The following is a 16,184-nucleotide window of genomic DNA, read 5'->3' as shown; positions in this document are numbered from 1 at the left end:
CGGGCATGACGAGCTACTAATGAGCGACGAGAGTGGCCTGCATGTGTCCTCGTCGCGTCTGCCTCTGCTGATCTCGGCTCTCTCCTCCGTCATTCCGGGGCGCGCGAAGCGCGAACCCGGAATCCATTTTACGGCAGATGACGCAGCCCGATGGATTCCGGGTTCGCCGCGCTGCCGCGCGTCGCCCCGGAATGACGCCGGAAATTGGAGCGCGGTCGCTGGCCAATTTGGGGTGTGCGCTTCGTCACCGCCGCTGCCTCAGCCGACGTTACGTAGACGCGTCACCCCTTCCGCCGTGCCGCGACCGCGATCGACAACAATGTCCGCTGCGCGATCGCCGCTGCGAGCCCCGGCTGCTTGCGCATGTCGAGCGCGGCCGTCGCCAGCTGGTCGATGATCGGCAGCAGCCGGGCAGGGGAGAAATTGCGCAGCGCGACTTCCGCGCTCGGCTTGCGCGAGAAGTGCAGCCGGGGGAAGCCGCCTTCGAGGATGGACGAGACCGGCGTGCCGGAAGCGACGGCGAGCGCCGATTTGTGCAGCCATGCCGCATGTCGCTGCGCAGCGGAGATGATGACGCCGGGATAGGTGCCGGCGATCATCGCCTTGCCGAACTCGGTCTCGACAATTTCGGGCTTGCCGCCGAAGGCGCCGTCAACGATCGGGTCGAGCTTCATCTCCGAGGCGTCCGCGACCACGGCCATCACATGGTCGAGCGTCACCTCGCCTTCGCCATGGGCGAACAGGGTCAGCTTGCGCAGCTCGTTGCGCGAGGCCTGGCGGTCGCCCCCGAGCAGCGCCATCAGATAGGCGCGAGCGTCGGGCGCGATGCGCAGGGCCGCGATGCGCAATTCGTCGTCGATCAGCTTGGCGAGATCGCGCTCGGTGTCCGGGTAGCAGCCGATCGCGACCGCCGTTCTGGCCTTCTCGCAGATCTTGCGCAGTGGCGAATCGGGGCGGATGTCGCCGGCCTCGATCACGATGCGGCAATCCCGCACGTTCATCTCGCTGAGCGTCTCGACGCCGCTGGCGAAATTGCGCGACCCGGCGCGGACTCGGATGGCTCGCCGGCCGCCGAACAGCGGCACGGTCATGGCTTCGTCGACGAGGCGCGACGGCTCCGCGGCGAGTTCGTCACCATCGAGCCTGACCACGGAGAACGGATCATCGGGGTTGTCGACGGCCGACGCGATAAGCGCCTCGGCGCGTTCGCGAACCAGGCCCGTATCCGGTCCGTACAACAGGATCAGCGGACGCGCGGCGTCCGGTTTGGCCAGGAAGGCATCGATGTCTCGTCCGCGCAGCGCGACCACGGCGATGTCAGCCGTGCGTCAGGTGCCCGCGGTGAAATAGGCCGCGAGCCGGGTCTTGATCTTCTCGGCGACCTCCTCGGAGGCGCGATCCTCGGCGTCACGGAAGGCGCGTTGCCGGGCGAAACGCTGGTACGAGCCGGGGATGTCGTAGGAGGTGCGCGCGAAGGTCGTTCCGGTCATGACCGACTTGTTGGTCGCCAGCTCGACCAGATTATACTGCACGTCGAGGCCGACATTCTCGGTGGTCGGCAGGCCTGTGGTCTGCGAGACGATCAGCGAGGATCGGCTGGTCTGCAATCGCAGCACCAGCTTGTGGGTCGGCGCCGTGCCGGTCGCGGTGCCGTACAGCTTGAAGGCGAGCGCGTTGCGGATGCCGACGCCGATGCGCGCCTCGGGCGAGGCGTTCGGCTTGTCGACCGGCGGCAGCTCGACGCCGGCAAGCTTTTCACGCAGGCCGGGCGTGCCGTCGGTATGTTCCGCATACATCGGCTGGAAGCAGCCTGCCGTCAGCGCGGCCAAAGCGGCCACGGCAACAAGCCGAGCAGCGATCCGAAACCTAGCCGACGACATTCACGATCCTCTTGGGAACAATGATCACCTTGCGGACGGGTTTGCCATCCAGCGCCAGTTTTACTGCATCGAGGGCCAAAACGGCAGCCTCAATTTCCGGATTCTGCGCGTTGCTGGCGACTGTGACTTCTCCGCGCTTCTTGCCGTTGACCTGGACGACCAGGCTCATGCTGTCCTCAACCAGCAAATCTCGTTCGATTTGCGGCCAGGACGCCTCCGAGATCAGCCCAGTGTGGCCCAGCAACTGCCAGCATTCCTCGGCCAGATGCGGCATCATCGGCGAGAAAAGCTGCACCAGGATCCCCGCAGCCTCGCGAATCGCCCAGGCCAGGTCGGGGGCCGGCTTGGCCGGCCGCGCCAGGACGTCGGCCAGCGCGTTGGCGAATTCGCGGATATGCGCCAGGCAGACGTTGAAGTGCAGCCGCTCGATGCCGCCGGTCACCTTGTCGAGGGCGCCGTGGGCCGCCTTGCGTAGCGCCAGCGCGTCGGCGCCGAAGGCGGCAGGACGGGGGGAGGGGGTTTCGGCGGACGCCGCGACCGATTCGTTGACCAGCCGCCAGAGACGCTGGACGAAGCGCGCCGCGCCCTGAACCCGCTCGTCGCTCCAGATCACGTCGCGGTCCGGCGGCGAGTCCGACAGCATGAACCAGCGCGCGACGTCGGCGCCGTAGCTCTCGATGATGTCGTCGGGGTCGACCGTGTTCTTCTTCGACTTCGACATCTTCTCGATCGGGCCGATCGTGATGTCCTCGCCGGTCGCGCTCAGCACCGCGCGGCGGCCATTGCCGCCGACCTCGATCTTGACCTCGGCCGGATTGACGTAGGTGCCGTCGGCCTTCTGGTAGGTCTCGTGCACCACCATGCCCTGGGTGAACATGCCGGCGAACGGCTCGTCCATGGCGACGTGCCCGGTGGCCTTCATCGCGCGGGTGAAGAAGCGGCTGTAGAGCAGATGCAGGATCGCGTGCTCGACGCCGCCGATATACTGGTCGACCGGCATCATCCGGTTGGCCACCGCCGGCGTGGTCGGCGAGGTCTCGTTCCACGGATCGGTGAAGCGCGCGAAGTACCAGGACGAGTCCACGAAGGTGTCCATGGTATCGGTTTCGCGCGTTGCCTTGCCCCCGCATGTCGGGCAGGTGACGTGCTTCCAGGTCGGATGGTGATCGAGCGCATTGCCCGGCTTGTCGAAGCTGACGTCGTCCGGCAGCACCACCGGCAGGTCCTTCGCCGGTACCGGCACGACGTCGCACTTGGCGCAGTGGATCACCGGGATCGGACAGCCCCAGTAGCGCTGCCGGGAGATGCCCCAGTCGCGCAGGCGGAAATTGACCTGGCGCTCGCCGACGGCAGCGCCGCCACGCTGCTCGGTCTCCAGCCGCTTGGCGACCTCGTCCTTGGCCTGCGCGATCGTCATGCCGTCGAGGAAGCGCGAATTGATCAGCCGGCCGTCGCCGTCGAAGGCGGTGTCGGTGATGACGAAGCTCGCCGGGTCCTGGCCCTCGGGGCAGACCACCGGGACATTGCCGAGGCCGTATTTGTTGACGAAGTCGAGGTCGCGCTGGTCGTGCGCCGGACAGCCGAAGATGGCGCCGGTGCCGTATTCCATCAGCACGAAGTTCGCGACATAGACCGGCAAGGTCCAGCTGGGGTCGAAAGGGTGCACGGCGCGGATGCCGGTGTCGAAGCCCTGCTTCTCCGCGGTGTCGATCGCTTCCTGCGCGGTTCCGATCCGCTTGATCTCGGCGATGAACGCGGCGAGCTCCGGGTTCTTGGCGGCCGCGGCTTGCGCCAGCGGATGGTCCGCCGAGATCGCCATGAACTTGGCGCCGAACAGCGTGTCGGGCCGCGTCGTGAAGATCTTCAATTCGGTCTCGCCCGCCGGCGTCGTCTTGGGATCCAGCGCAAAGCGGATCAGCAGGCCTTCGGAGCGGCCGATCCAGTTCCGCTGCATCAGCCGGACCTTGTCGGGCCAGCGGTCGAGACCATCGAGCGCGTCCAGCAGCTCCTGCGAGTACTTCGTGATCTTGAACACCCACTGGTTCATCTCACGCTGTTCGACCACCGCACCGGACCGCCAGCCGCGACCGTCGATGACCTGCTCGTTGGCGAGCACGGTCATGTCGACCGGATCCCAGTTCACCTTGCGCTGCTCGCGCTCCACCAGCCCGGCTTGCATGAAATCGAGGAACATCTTCTGCTGGTGCTTGTAGTAGGACGGATCGCAGGTCGCGAATTCGCGCGCCCAGTCGAGCGACAGGCCGATCGAGCGCAGCTGCTTCTTCATCGCGGCGATGTTGTCGTAGGTCCATGCCTTCGGCGCGACCTTGCGCTCGATCGCGGCGTTCTCCGCCGGCAGGCCGAACGCGTCCCAGCCCATCGGATGCAGCACGTTGAAGCCCTTGGCGCGCATGAAGCGCGCCAGCACGTCGCCGAGCGTATAATTACGGACATGGCCGATATGGATGCGTCCCGACGGATAGGGAAACATCTCGAGTACGTAGTATTTCGGACGCGGATCGTCGTTCCTGGTGGCGAAGATCGCCTTCTCGTCCCACTGGCGCTGCCAGCGCGGCTCGGCTTCACGGGCGTTGTAGCGTTCGGATGTCATGGAATCGCTTATAATTTTCGAGGATTCGCGTCGTTTGAAGACGGCGGACTAGGCCACAAAAGCGGCAGCCCGGTCAATGGGGCGACAGATGATGATACCATTTTGGGCATCCGCTAAGCGACGGTAATCGCGAGTTTTTTTGCAGCCTCCGCCGGCTGTGTCGAAGGTCCGATTGAGGCACGGTTAAGACTTGAATGGGAGACTGAGTGCATACATCCAGGCATCAGCCCGCATCTGGGATCACTCCACATCGTGTCCGGCGCTACGTTCGACGAGCTTGACTTCGAGTACGCGACGACGGTCGCGGAAAAGGCCATGAAATCCATGGCTCAACAGCGCGTGCCACCGACGCCTAACAACTTCCATCTGTGGTTCAAGTACTCACTGGGCTCGGCGTCGGATCTCAAGCGCGCCGTCGACATCCTGGTCAGCAACAAGCGCAAGTTCGACAAGACCACCAACCAGGCGCTGTTCGACACCTATATCGGCCAGCAGGGTACGGAAGCGGCTGTCGTCCACAAAGTCTCGCAGCAGTTGCATGGCGTGATGGACTCCGCCAAGCAGTATCTGACGGCCGCGATCGCCGACAACCGCACGCACATGGCGGCGATCGATGGCGTCGCCGAACGCAGCGAGCAGGGTGTCGATCCGAAGATCCTGATCGAGAACCTGGTCAGTGAGCTCGCCCAGGCGACCGCGCGTGCGGCGAAACTCGAAGCGAGCTTTGCCGAGAAGTCACGCGAGCTCGACACCATCCGGGACTCGCTCAACAAGTCGGAGCAGCGCGCCCGCACCGACACGCTGACCGGATTGCCGAACCGGCGCGCGCTCGAAGAGTTCTTCCGCCATGCACAGGTCGAGGCGATGGAGCGCGACGAACCGCTCAGCATTCTCCTGATCGACGTCGACCACTTCAAGAAGTTCAACGACAATTACGGCCATGGCGTCGGCGATCAGGTGCTGCGCCTCGTCGCCAAGGCATTGCGCGAGCGCGTCCGCGACAAGGATCTTCCGGCGCGCTACGGCGGCGAGGAACTGATCGCGGTGCTGCCGCAGACCGACCTCGAAGGTTGCACCGTCATCGCTGAGCGCATCCGGCGCACCATCGCCGACTGTCAGTTCACGCGGCGCTCGACCGGCGAGGTGCTGCCGCAGATCACGGTGTCGATCGGCGTCGGCCAGTTCCAGTTCGGCGAATCGATGGCTGATCTGATCGACCGTTGCGACCGCTCGCTGTATCTCGCCAAGAAGCTCGGCCGAAACCGCGTGGTCACCGAGCTCGAGCTCGACCGGAAGCTCGCGGTCGGCTGATCGCTGGCCGCGGCGCAGCCCTATCCGGCGCGTGCCACGCCGCTCCTGTCATCCGCGACATCCGCGAAGCCATGCGCGATGACCGTGTTGCGGCCGCGATGCTTGGCCGCATAGAGCGCGGCATCGGCGGCTTCGATCAGGTCGGAGGGCATCAGCGACTCGTTCGGCCGGGTCGAAGCGACACCGACGCTCACGGTGACGCATCGATGCGCCGACGTCGCGTGCGGCAGCTCGAGCTCCAGCACCGTGGCGCGCACCTGCTCGCCGACCGCGAGCGCCTCTCTCGCACCCATGCCCGGCAGCAACAGGCAGAACTCCTCACCACCATAGCGGCCGGCGAAAGCCGTCATTGCACCGGCGATCTGCGACAGCGTCTCGCCGAGACGTGACAGGCAGGCGTCGCCCTCAGGGTGCCCATAGGTGTCGTTGTAGAGCTTGAAGTGGTCGACGTCGATCATCAGCAGCGACAGCTCGGTGCCGGCCTGCTGCGCGCGGCTCCATTCGACGTCGATGCGGTTCTGGAAGCCGCGGCGGTTGGCGAGGCCCGAGAGCATGTCGATCGACGCCATCACCGTCAGCCGGTCATTGGCGGCGACCAGCTCGCGCTCGCGCTGGCCGAGTTTGGCGGCCATCGCATTGAAGGACTTTGCCAGCGGAACGAACTCCGACGGCAGATGCTTGGTGGTGACGCGCGCCGACCAGTGGCCGTGGCCGAAGCGCTTGGCGGTCGCGGCGAGCATGCTGACGGGCTTCACGATCAGCTTCTCGGCGGCGATCAGCGCGCCGAGCAGCACGATCAGGCAGACGAGGCCAGCCTGCAGATAGGCATTGCGGATCTCGCGGTCGATGGCGGCGGTGACGCGCGTCTCATCGATGCTGACGATCAGCCGCGAGCCGGTGTCGGCGATCCGGGTGAAGGTGATCGCGCGCTTGGAGCCATCCGCCGCCGTGAAACTCATCGTCTCGGACGGCTTGCCCGAGCTCAGCGCGGTCTCGGCAACGGCCGACAACAACGGCACGCTGTCGAGCGGCCGGCCGATCAGCTCGGTGCGGTCGGCGGGCGCCGCCAGCACGGTTCCCTCGCTGTCGATCAGCACCGCCGTGATGCCGGGACGGCCGCCAAGATTGCTCATGATCTTGGACATCCATTCCAGGTTCACGCTCGCCAGCATCACCGCGTCCGGCTCGCCGGTGATGGCGCCGACCGGATAGGCGGCCATGACGATCGGCACGTGCGACGGTTTCGACAGCAGGTAGTCGCTGAACACGAAATCACGTGATTCCTGGGCGCCACGGAAATATGGCCGGTCGCTGAAATCGAGCCCGACATATTGGTTGTTGGTCGAACACTGGATGCGGCCGTCGCGGCCGGCGATCATCAGGGTGCGGATCCACGGCAGGGTCGCCGGCAGGCTGGCGCGCATCATGTCGCAGCTGCGGCTCACGCCGGTGCTCGACGCCCGGACATAGGCCGTCGATTTCAGCACCGTCTCCACCGACATGATGACCTCGCGCTGCATGTCGGCGCTCTGCCGGGCGAGGCTGGAGAATTCCTCCGATGCGAGCGCGATCTGCCTTGTCCTGGCGCCTTCCAGCGAGCGCGCACGTTCCAGCATCAGCGGCGCCACCAGGATCAGGGCGAGCAACGCCAGCCGGGCGCGGATCCCCATCAGCCGGTTCAGCTTCACTCTATTGCGATTGAACCGGATGCTTGGCATTTCTTCCCCCTACCCCCGGCCGTGGAGGGTAAGGAGAAGGGCTCAAGAACCTTTTCTCGAACTGCGTAAAATTGCAGCCAAACCCCTAAATCTACCGACGGACGCCATCGTGCCTGATGAATCGAACGCCTCAACCTCGTCCTCGCCGTCCGCGCTCGCCGCCGTCGAGCAGGAGATTCTGCGGGCCTGCCGCGACGCCAAACGTGATCGCGGCTCGGTCACGCTGATCGCTGTGTCGAAGACCTTCGATGCCGACGCGATCGAGCCGGTGATCGCGGCCGGACAGCGCGTGTTCGGTGAAAATCGCGTTCAGGAAGCCAAAGCCAAGTGGCCGCCGCTGATGGCCGCGCATCCGGGACTCGCGCTGCACCTGATCGGGCCGCTGCAATCCAACAAGGCCAAGGAGGCGGTGGCGCTGTTCGACGCCATCCATTCGGTGGACCGGCCGAGCCTGTGCGTGGCGCTTGCCAAGGAGATTTCCGCCCAGGGCCGGCATCCGCAACTGTTCATCCAGATCAACACCGGCGAGGAGCCGCAGAAGGCGGGCATCGCGCCCGGCGACGCCGACGCCTTCATCGCCGCCTGCCGCACGGATTACGGGCTCACGATTTCAGGGCTGATGTGCATTCCGCCGGTCGACGAAGCACCCGGGCCGCATTTCGCGCTGACCGCCAAGATCGCCGCCCGCAACGGCCTCGCGCATCTGTCGATGGGCATGAGCGCCGATTTCGCCATCGCCATCCAGTTTGGCGCCACGCATGTCCGTGTCGGCTCGGCGATCTTCGGGCATCGCTGAAGAGGGCGCGGTCGCGGCAGGTCCCTACTCGAACCGCACCGATACCTGCCCCAGATCGCCGAAATCGGCCTCCATGTGGTCGTCGCTGTCGATCGGCAGCGGCGGATGACAGGTGCCGGTCGTGATCACCTGCCCTGCTCGCGCGGGCACGCCGAGCGCGCTGAGCTCGTTGACCAGCCAGGCCAGCGCGATCAGGGGATCACCGAGCACGTTGCGGCCGTGGCCGATGAAGGTCTCGCCACGCAGCGTGATCCGCGGCCGCTCCGCGATCAGGTCGCGGCTGCGCCAGTCGGCGGTGCTGGCCTCGCCCAGCACGAACAGATGCGCGCAGGCATTGTCGGCGATCAGTTGCGCCTCGCCGGCACTGACGAAGTCGGCGAACCGCGAATCGGGAATTTCGATCGCGGGGTGCAGCGTGTCGACCGCGGCCAGCACCTCCGCGACATTATAGGGTGTCGGCCGGGGCGGCAGATCGCGTCCGAGGCGGAAGGCGAATTCCGGCTCGGCGACCCGCATCGCGTTGCCGGCCATCGACGCGGTGCCGCCGACCGGCAGCACCGTTTCGGCCAGGATTCGCCCGGCCATTGGACCGGCGACATTGATATGGCGCTGGCCGGCCTCGCTGGTCGCCGCAATCTTCCAGCCAAATAGCGGCTTGGGCGAGTGGCGCTCGAGCTCGGCCTGGACCGCATAGCCCTCTGCGCGGTCGCGTGGACGCAGCTCCGGCGGCAGCGCCGCCAGCTTCCGGCCTTCGCTCCAATGCTGGCGCAGGATGCCCGAGGCGCTGGCTGGCTGATCCGGTGCGCGCATGACGTCGTCCTCCCTTACATTATTGGATGACGATCCTGGTGCGCGGGCCGATCCTTTGCAACAGACGCAGCATCGCCGGTCGGGTCATGGCCACGCAGCCTGCGGTCGGGCCGAAATTCGGCCGCGCCAGATGCAGGAACACGGCGCTGCCGCGGCCCGCGATTCGCGGCCGCGTGTTGTGGTCGATTTCGATGATGAAGTCGTAGAGATGGTCCTGGCGCGCCAGCCGGTCCCCGGGCCGGTCGCCGCGCAGCCGGATCGCCCGATTGTAGTGCCGGTCGGCCGGGTCCTCGCACCAGGCGTCCTCCGGACCGATCCCTCGGATCGGAAGAAAGGTCCGCGGACGCGGATGACGATCGGCCCGCCACCACAGCTGCCGGGGCCGGAAGGTCCCCCGGGGGGTGCCACCATCGCCCTCGCGCTTGTTGGCCAGGACGCCGCCGCGGCCGAGCGCCACCGGGATGACATGGCCCCAGACATGGAGCCAGCCGCGCTGCCGCGACCCGGCTTTGGTGCGAATCGAGATTCGCGATGCTGGCATGCCAGGCTTCACCTTCGATAACGACATGAAACAACGTGCCTTTTCATTGCCACGGATTGCCCGGTAATTGCCTTAATGTCGGCAAATGGTCCGCCGCGAGGGTCGAACAGGACAATCATCTCAATCCCTGCTCAATTCTGGAGTAGAGTCCCGGGCGCTTGTGAATCGGTAACAGCCCCCTACTTCAAGACGGAACAGGGCTGATGAGCCTGTTTGCCCACCGTTGACGGCGCCACCCATCCGATCCCGCCGGCGCCACCTAGAGGATTGTACAATGGCCAATGCCCGCAAGATCCTGATCGTGGATGACGACACCGATCTGCGCGATGCCCTGATGGAGCAGCTCTCGCTGCATGACGAGTTCGAAGCCCAGGCCGTCGATACCGGCGCCAAAGGCGCCACCGCCGCAAAGGCCAATTCACCCGACCTGGTTCTGATGGACGTCGGCCTGCCCGACACCGATGGCCGCGAAGTGGTGCGGTCCCTGCGCAAGGGCGGCTTCAAGGCGCCCATCATCATGCTGACCGGGCACGATACCGATTCCGATACGATTCTCGGGCTCGAATCCGGCGCCAACGACTATGTCGCCAAGCCCTTCCGCTTCGCCGTGCTGCTGGCCCGCATCCGGGCCCAGCTTCGCCAGCACGAGGCCAGCGAGGACGCGGTGTTCTCGGTCGGCCCCTACAGCTTCCGGCCGGGCTCGAAGATGCTGACCGGCGCCAACGCCCGCAAGGTCCGCCTGACGGAGAAGGAAACGGCGATCCTGCGCTTCCTGTATCGCGCCGGCCAGCAGCCGGTGTCGCGCGAGACCCTGCTCCAGGAGGTGTGGGGCTACAATTCCGGCGTCACCACCCACACCTTGGAAACGCACATTTACCGTCTGCGGCAGAAGATCGAGAAAGATGCCGCGAATCCGGAGATTCTGGTGACGGAGGCCGGTGGCTACAAGTTGGTACCGTGATAGGTTCGGGGATGGCGGTTTCGCCATTTATGATATTGGTTCCATTCAGCCTTCCCCGGGCCCTTGATGTCGATCGAAGACGATATTGCGCTATTGGAGCGCGTCCCAACATTGCGCCTGCTGGGAAGCGACTCACTTCGCATGATCGCCATCGGCTCCGAGCAGCGTAACATCCAGAGCGGCGAGACCCTGTTCCGCGAGGGCGACACGGCCGATTGCGGCTATGTCGTCCAGCGCGGGTCATTGCGCATCAGCGACGAGGTCGGTGCCGAGATCGTCGCGACGCCGACCATGCTGATCGGCGAGCTGGCGCTGCTGGTCGAGATGCGGCGTCCGGCGACCGCGACGGCCCTGGAATATTCGACCGTGGTGCGGATCTCGCGCAGCCTGTTTCAGCGTGTGCTGGAGAGCGACGCCAAGGCTGCGCGCCGGCTGCGCGACGAGTTCGCCCACCGCGCCAGCCGAATCGCCAACGACATCATGGCGGCCGGGGCCAAGCTGACGTCGTGACGGGGCTGGCGGCCGCCCGAGGTCTACGCGGACCTCTTGCCGATGCAGCACGATCGTCTCGCTTGAGTTTGGCTCCTTCCCCGCCGTCATGGCCGGGCTCGTCCCGGCCATCCACGTCGTCCGGCGTGCTAAGAACGGCGTGGATGCCCGGGACAAGCCCGGGCATGACGATGTGGGGACAGGCGAATGACAAACTCGGCACTGACGGGTCTGTCTGGTCGCGCCGTCAAACGTCCAGCGTCACCGTGACCGGCACGTGATCCGACGGCCGCTCCCAGCTGCGGGCGTCGCGCAGGATCCTGAAGTCGCTGACCCGGTCCTTCAAGGCGCGTGACACCCAGATGTGGTCGAGCCTTCGGCCGCGATCACCCACGGTCCAGTCGGCGGCGCGGTAGCTCCACCACGTGTAGACCTTCTCCGACATCGGGATGCGTTCGCGGGCGACGTCGACCCATTCGCCATGGGTCTGCGCCGCCAGCAGCTTCTCGCATTCGATCGGCGTGTGCGACACCACCTTCTGGAGCTGCTTGTGCGACCAGACGTCGTGCTCATGCGGCGCGACGTTGAGGTCGCCGACCAGGATATGCCGGTCGTCGCCGCGCGGATGCAGCGGCTCGCACGCCTTCAGTTCGTCGAGGAATTGCAGCTTGTGCTCGAATTTGGGATTGAGCGCGGGATCGGGAATGTCGCCGCCGGCCGGCACATAGAAATTATGCAGCACCAGCGGCTGCGCGAGCTGCGCCTTTTCGCCGAATGCCACGGTGATGTGGCGCGAATCCACCTTGTCGCAGAAGGTGCGGACGTTGGTCTCCTCGAACGGCCATTTCGAGATCACGGCGACCCCGTGATAGCCCTTCTGCCCGTTCAGTGCGACGTGCTCATAGCCGAGCCGCTTGAAGCGCTTCAGCGGGAAAGCGTCGTCGATGCACTTGGTCTCCTGCAGGCACAGGACATCGGGCCTGACCTGCTTGATGAGCTTGGCGACGAGGTCGATGCGCAGGCGCACCGAGTTGATGTTCCAGGTGGTCAGGACGAGACGCATGAGAATGGCGTCATAGCATGAATTGCGCCGATGTCAGCGATTCCGCCTCGCCTCTGACGCATCGGACTGATCGCGTTGGTTGGCCTTATCCCCAGCGAAGTGGGACGGCGCTTGATCAGCGCCGTTTGCTCTCGATGACGTCCCATACGCGGGCCGCGATGTCGGGTCCGCCGAGCCGCGAGATCGCCCGGATGCCGGTCGGCGAGGTCACGTTGATCTCGGTGAGGTTGCCGTCGATGACGTCGATGCCGACCAGCAATAGCCCGCGCGCGCGCAACTCCGGACCCAGCGTGTCGCAGATCTCGCGCTCGCGGGCGCTGAGATCGGTGGCCTGCGCGGCGCCGCCGCGCACCATGTTGGAGCGCAGATCGTCCGCCGCCGGCACGCGGTTGACGGCGCCGGCGAACTCGCCGTCGACCAGGATGATGCGCTTGTCGCCATGCTTCACCTCGGGGAGGAAGCGCTGGATCACCCAGGGCTCCTTGAACGTCACCGAGAACATGTCGAACAGCGAGCCGAAATTCATGTCCTGCGGCATGACGCGGAACACCGCCGCGCCGCCATGGCCATGCAGCGGCTTCATCACCACGGCGCCGTGCTGATCGCGGAAGGCGTTGATCTCGTCGAGGTCGCGCGAAATCAAAGTCGGCGGCATCAGTTGCGGGAAGTTCATCACGAACAGCTTTTCCGGCGCGTTGCGCACGCTCCCGGGATCATTGACCACCAGCGTCTTCGGATGGATGCGCTCGAGGAAATGCGTCGAGGTGATGTAGGCGAGATCGAACGGCGGATCCTGGCGCAGGAGCACGACGTCGAACGAGGTCAGCGCGGTCGGCTTCGGTTCGCCGAGCGTGAAGTGGTCGCCGACCTGGTCGCGCACCGTCAGCGCCTGCACCGGCGCATACAGCTCCTCGCCGCGCAGCGACAGCTTGTCCGGCGTGTAATAGCACAGGCCATGGCCGCGCCTCTGCGCTTCGAGGAGCATCGCGAAGGTGGAGTCGCCGCGGATGTTGATGCGCGCGATGGGGTCCATCTGGACGGCGACGTTCAGTTTCATGGGCAGGTCCCTGCTCTCTGCAATCAGTTCATGTCAGGTGCTGGCGTCGAACGCCGCTACCAGATGGCGCGGCAGGCTGCGCGGCGCAACCAGAATCGCGTCGAAGCGCAGCTCCAATTCGGCATGGTCGGGATGCGCCATCAGCCACGCCTGCGTGGCATTGATGATGCGCTGCTGCTGGCGCGGCGTCACCGCATAGGCGGCATCGTCGAGCGAGGCGCGCGCCTTGACCTCGACGAACGCCACGAGGCCGCGCTTGCGCGCGATGATGTCGATCTCGCCATGCGGCGTGCGGAAGCGCTTGGCGAGGATGCGATAGCCCTTGGCGATCAGCAGCGCTGCCGCGCGGGCCTCCGCCGATAGTCCGGTGCGAAAGGCGGCGACGCGCTCCGGCGCAGCCGTCTTGGCCGGCTTGTCGGCGGACGCGCGCTCAGTCTTCGCCATCGGCCGACCCTGACCGCGCGTCCTTCGCCAGCTCGAGCGCGCGCGCATAGACTTCGCGGCGCGGCCGGCCGGAGAGCTCGACCGCATGCATGACGGCATCCTTGACGCTCGATCGCTGCAGCAGATCCTTCAGCACGGCGTCGAGCGCATCCGGCGTCAGCACCCCGGCGCCGCGCGGCGGCGGACCGATCACCAGCACGAATTCGCCGCGGGTTTCGAGATCGCCAGCCGCTGCAGCGAGATCGCCGATGGCGCCGCGCAGCACCTCCTCGTGCAGCTTGGTGAGCTCGCGGCAGATCGCGGCCTGGCGTCCCGCCATGGCCTCGGCGAGATCGGCCAGCGTCTCCTGAACCCGGCTGCCGGCCTCGAACAGCACCAGCGTCGCGTCGATGCGCGCGAGCTCGGCCAGCCGCGCGCGCCGCGCCTGCTGCCTGGCCGGCAGGAAACCCTCGAAGAAGAAGCGGTCGGTCGGCAGCGCCGCGACGCTGAGCGCCGCGAGCACGGCGGACGGGCCCGGCAGCGCTGTGACGTCATGCCCGGCCTCGCACGCCTCGCGCACCAGCTTGTAGCCGGGATCGGAGATCAGCGGCGTGCCGGCGTCGGACACCAGCGCGATGGCCGTGCCTTCGGCGAGGCGCTGCAGAATCCTGGGCCTGACGGCTTCGGCATTGTGCTCATGATAGGCTGCGAGTTCCGCGCTGAGGCCGTAGCGCTCGGTCAGGCGCCGCGTGATTCGCGTGTCCTCGCACAAGATGAGATCGGCGCCGGCCAGGGTTTCCAGCGCGCGCAGTGTGATGTCGCCGAGATTGCCGATCGGCGTCGCCACCAAGTGCAATCCAGGCCGCGCCTTGGGCGCGGCAACGATCTGCCCCGCCACCAGATAGGTCGGCGTGGTGGAAGATTTGCCGTCGTCCGGCGACGTCTTGGGGATTGCCTTCGCGCCCATCGAGGTAATTTAAAGGGCCTGCCGCGGGATTGCCACAGGGGAACAGCCGCGCGGCGATTTGAAGTTCCGGGATCGGCATCGCCGCGTCGCCATTCATCGCCGATTCAAGTCCGAAACGGCACATCGATGGGGGTGTGGACGAGCAGGGGATAGGCCGTGCAAAACGTCGAATTGATCGGCGGTGTGGCGCTGACAGCCTTTTGTTTTGCTTAACTATTCGTCGACAATATGAGTGAATCGGCACGGCCTTGCGGACGTGCGTTTGGGGAACTTCTGGCCGGTCTCGGCCGAACGAAGAGATGCCATGGTGGGCCCGCGTCATCCCAACTCTCTCGGTCCGGGACCCCATGGGGTCGCCCGGCGAACGGCGCTGGGCCTGATCGTCGGCGCGCCGCTGCTGTCGGCGTGCTCCAACGTGCAGCAGGGCTTCAATCCGTTCGAGCAGCCGACGGCGCCGGCCGGACCGCCGCAGCAGCCGGCGGTGGCCGGCAACGGCCAGGTCAAGGTCGGGCTGATTCTGCCGCTGTCGGCGTCGGGCAATGCCGGCGTCGCCGCGCAATCGATGAAGAACGCGGCCGAGATGGCGCTGGCCGAGTTTCAGAACCCCAACATCCAGCTCCTGATCAAGGATGACGCCGGCAGCCCGCAAGGCGCGCAGCAGGGCGCGCAACAGGCCTGCGACGAAGGCGCCGAGATCATCCTCGGCCCGCTGTTCGCCGGCTCGGTGCCGGCGACGGCCCAGGTGGCGCGCACGCGCAACATCTCGGTCATCGCCTTCTCGACGGATTCGAGCGTGGCGGGGCGCGGCGTCTATCTGCTCAGCTTCCTGCCGGAGTCCGATGCGAGCCGCATCGTCGAATATTCCGCCAGCGTCGGCAAACGCTCGTTCGCGGCGCTGCTGCCCGACAATGCCTATGGCACCGTCGTCGAGGGGGCGTTCAAGACTGCGGTCAGCCGCCGCGGCGGACGCATCGTGGCATTCGAGAAATATTCCGGCGACCGCACCGGGCCGGCGCGCACGGTGGCGCAGGCGCTCGGCGGCGCCGATGCGCTGCTGCTGGCCGACGACGGCGAATCGGTCGCGGCGACGGCCGATGCGCTGACCGCTGCCGGCGCCAATCTGCGCAACATCCAGCTGCTCGGCACCGGGCTGTGGGACAATCCGCGCGTCTATGCCAGCGCCAGCCTGCAGGGCGGCCTCTATGCCGCGCCGGATCCGTCCGGCTTCCGCGCTTTCGCCGGACGCTACCGGACGCGATTCGGCGGCGATCCCGTACGCACCGCGACCCTCGCCTATGATGCGGTGGCGCTCGTGGCCGCGCTGGCGCGCACCCAGGGCAACCAGCGTTTCGCGCCCGATGTCCTGACCAATGCCTCCGGCTTCGCCGGCATCGACGGCCTGTTCCGGTTCCGCAGCGACGGCACCAATGAGCGCGGGCTTGCCGTGATGCGTGTCGGTTCGGGGGGCGGACAGGCTGTCGCCGGCGCACCGAAGAGTTTCAGCGCGACTTAGATCGTCCAGCGCGGCTTGTTCGGCGGGTCAGAGCGGTCGCCGCG

Annotated in this window: 15 protein-coding genes; 5 read left to right on the top strand and 10 right to left on the bottom strand. The window is 66.3% G+C overall.

The genetic code is table 11. The features are described 5' to 3' along the window. Positions 1–281: 281 nt before the first annotated feature. Genes holA through leuS form a run of 3 tightly spaced genes read right to left on the bottom strand, consistent with a single transcriptional unit; the run spans position 282 to position 4,491 of the window. Positions 282–1,310: a DNA polymerase III subunit delta gene (gene holA / locus ACQR1F_RS13945; RefSeq protein WP_315800887.1), complete on the bottom strand. Its 1,029-nt coding sequence runs from the start codon at positions 1,308–1,310 to the stop codon at positions 282–284. A gap of 18 nt (positions 1,311–1,328) precedes the next feature. After that, positions 1,329–1,880 carry an LPS assembly lipoprotein LptE gene (gene lptE / locus ACQR1F_RS13940; protein ID WP_434891504.1) on the bottom strand — a complete coding sequence of 184 codons (552 nt, stop codon included), beginning with the start codon at positions 1,878–1,880 and terminating at the stop codon, positions 1,329–1,331. Continuing rightward, complete coding sequence (leuS, locus tag ACQR1F_RS13935; RefSeq protein ID WP_434891505.1) at positions 1,867–4,491, bottom strand: leucine--tRNA ligase; 2,625 nt, start codon at positions 4,489–4,491, stop codon at positions 1,867–1,869. The genes lptE and leuS overlap by 14 nt, the downstream gene beginning before the upstream one ends. 324 nt (positions 4,492–4,815) lie before the next feature. On the opposite strand from leuS, the gene ACQR1F_RS13930 reads away from it, so the two are divergent. Beyond that, positions 4,816–5,802 carry a GGDEF domain-containing protein gene (locus tag ACQR1F_RS13930; RefSeq protein WP_315800933.1) on the top strand — a complete coding sequence of 329 codons (987 nt, stop codon included), beginning with the start codon at positions 4,816–4,818 and terminating at the stop codon, positions 5,800–5,802. 20 nt (positions 5,803–5,822) lie between these two features. On the opposite strand, the gene ACQR1F_RS13925 is transcribed toward ACQR1F_RS13930, so the two are convergent. Further along, entirely contained in the window at positions 5,823–7,520 is a 1,698-nt protein-coding gene (locus tag ACQR1F_RS13925; protein WP_315800890.1) for a sensor domain-containing diguanylate cyclase, read from the bottom strand. Positions 7,521–7,629: 109 nt separating this feature from the next. On the opposite strand from ACQR1F_RS13925, the gene ACQR1F_RS13920 reads away from it, so the two are divergent. Continuing rightward, on the top strand, positions 7,630–8,316 hold the full coding sequence (locus ACQR1F_RS13920) for a YggS family pyridoxal phosphate-dependent enzyme (RefSeq protein WP_315800891.1): 687 nt from the start codon (positions 7,630–7,632) through the stop codon (positions 8,314–8,316). Positions 8,317–8,340: 24 nt separating this feature from the next. On the opposite strand, the gene ACQR1F_RS13915 is transcribed toward ACQR1F_RS13920, so the two are convergent. Then, positions 8,341–9,126 carry a 2-keto-4-pentenoate hydratase gene (locus ACQR1F_RS13915; RefSeq protein WP_316183025.1) on the bottom strand — a complete coding sequence of 262 codons (786 nt, stop codon included), beginning with the start codon at positions 9,124–9,126 and terminating at the stop codon, positions 8,341–8,343. Between the two features lie 19 nt (positions 9,127–9,145). Continuing rightward, positions 9,146–9,667 (bottom strand): L,D-transpeptidase family protein, encoded by a 522-nt coding sequence (locus ACQR1F_RS13910; RefSeq protein WP_316238613.1) that lies wholly within the window; start codon positions 9,665–9,667, stop codon positions 9,146–9,148. A gap of 274 nt (positions 9,668–9,941) precedes the next feature. On the opposite strand from ACQR1F_RS13910, the gene ACQR1F_RS13905 reads away from it, so the two are divergent. Further along, a complete protein-coding gene (locus ACQR1F_RS13905; protein WP_315716813.1) occupies positions 9,942–10,628 on the top strand; it encodes a response regulator transcription factor in 687 nt (228 codons plus the stop codon). 66 nt (positions 10,629–10,694) lie between these two features. After that, positions 10,695–11,138, top strand: coding sequence for a cyclic nucleotide-binding domain-containing protein (locus tag ACQR1F_RS13900; RefSeq protein WP_315716814.1), 444 nt, complete (start codon positions 10,695–10,697; stop codon positions 11,136–11,138). A 226-nt stretch (positions 11,139–11,364) separates the two neighbouring features. Here the strand turns inward: ACQR1F_RS13900 and ACQR1F_RS13895 are convergent, their stop codons facing one another. From ACQR1F_RS13895 to rsmI, 4 genes are all read right to left on the bottom strand, one after another. Further along, complete coding sequence (locus ACQR1F_RS13895) at positions 11,365–12,180, bottom strand: exodeoxyribonuclease III (protein ID WP_434913301.1); 816 nt, start codon at positions 12,178–12,180, stop codon at positions 11,365–11,367. A gap of 115 nt (positions 12,181–12,295) precedes the next feature. Continuing rightward, entirely contained in the window at positions 12,296–13,237 is a 942-nt protein-coding gene (gshB, locus tag ACQR1F_RS13890; RefSeq protein WP_434913300.1) for a glutathione synthase, read from the bottom strand. A gap of 33 nt (positions 13,238–13,270) precedes the next feature. After that, complete coding sequence (locus ACQR1F_RS13885) at positions 13,271–13,681, bottom strand: YraN family protein (RefSeq protein WP_315805602.1); 411 nt, start codon at positions 13,679–13,681, stop codon at positions 13,271–13,273. Continuing rightward, complete coding sequence (gene rsmI / locus ACQR1F_RS13880) at positions 13,668–14,627, bottom strand: 16S rRNA (cytidine(1402)-2'-O)-methyltransferase (RefSeq protein WP_434891508.1); 960 nt, start codon at positions 14,625–14,627, stop codon at positions 13,668–13,670. Before rsmI ends, ACQR1F_RS13885 begins: the two co-directional genes overlap by 14 nt. 304 nt (positions 14,628–14,931) lie before the next feature. Between rsmI and ACQR1F_RS13875 the strand changes: the two genes are divergently transcribed. Beyond that, positions 14,932–16,140 (top strand): penicillin-binding protein activator, encoded by a 1,209-nt coding sequence (locus tag ACQR1F_RS13875; RefSeq protein ID WP_316183022.1) that lies wholly within the window; start codon positions 14,932–14,934, stop codon positions 16,138–16,140. Positions 16,141–16,184 lie beyond the last annotated feature (44 nt).

It is taken from the genome of Bradyrhizobium sp. HKCCYLS3013 (assembly GCF_051167615.1).
GTDB lineage: Bacteria > Pseudomonadota > Alphaproteobacteria > Rhizobiales > Xanthobacteraceae > Bradyrhizobium.
Note: the sequence above shows the minus strand (reverse complement) of the source record. Positions and strands in the feature narration are given on the sequence as shown.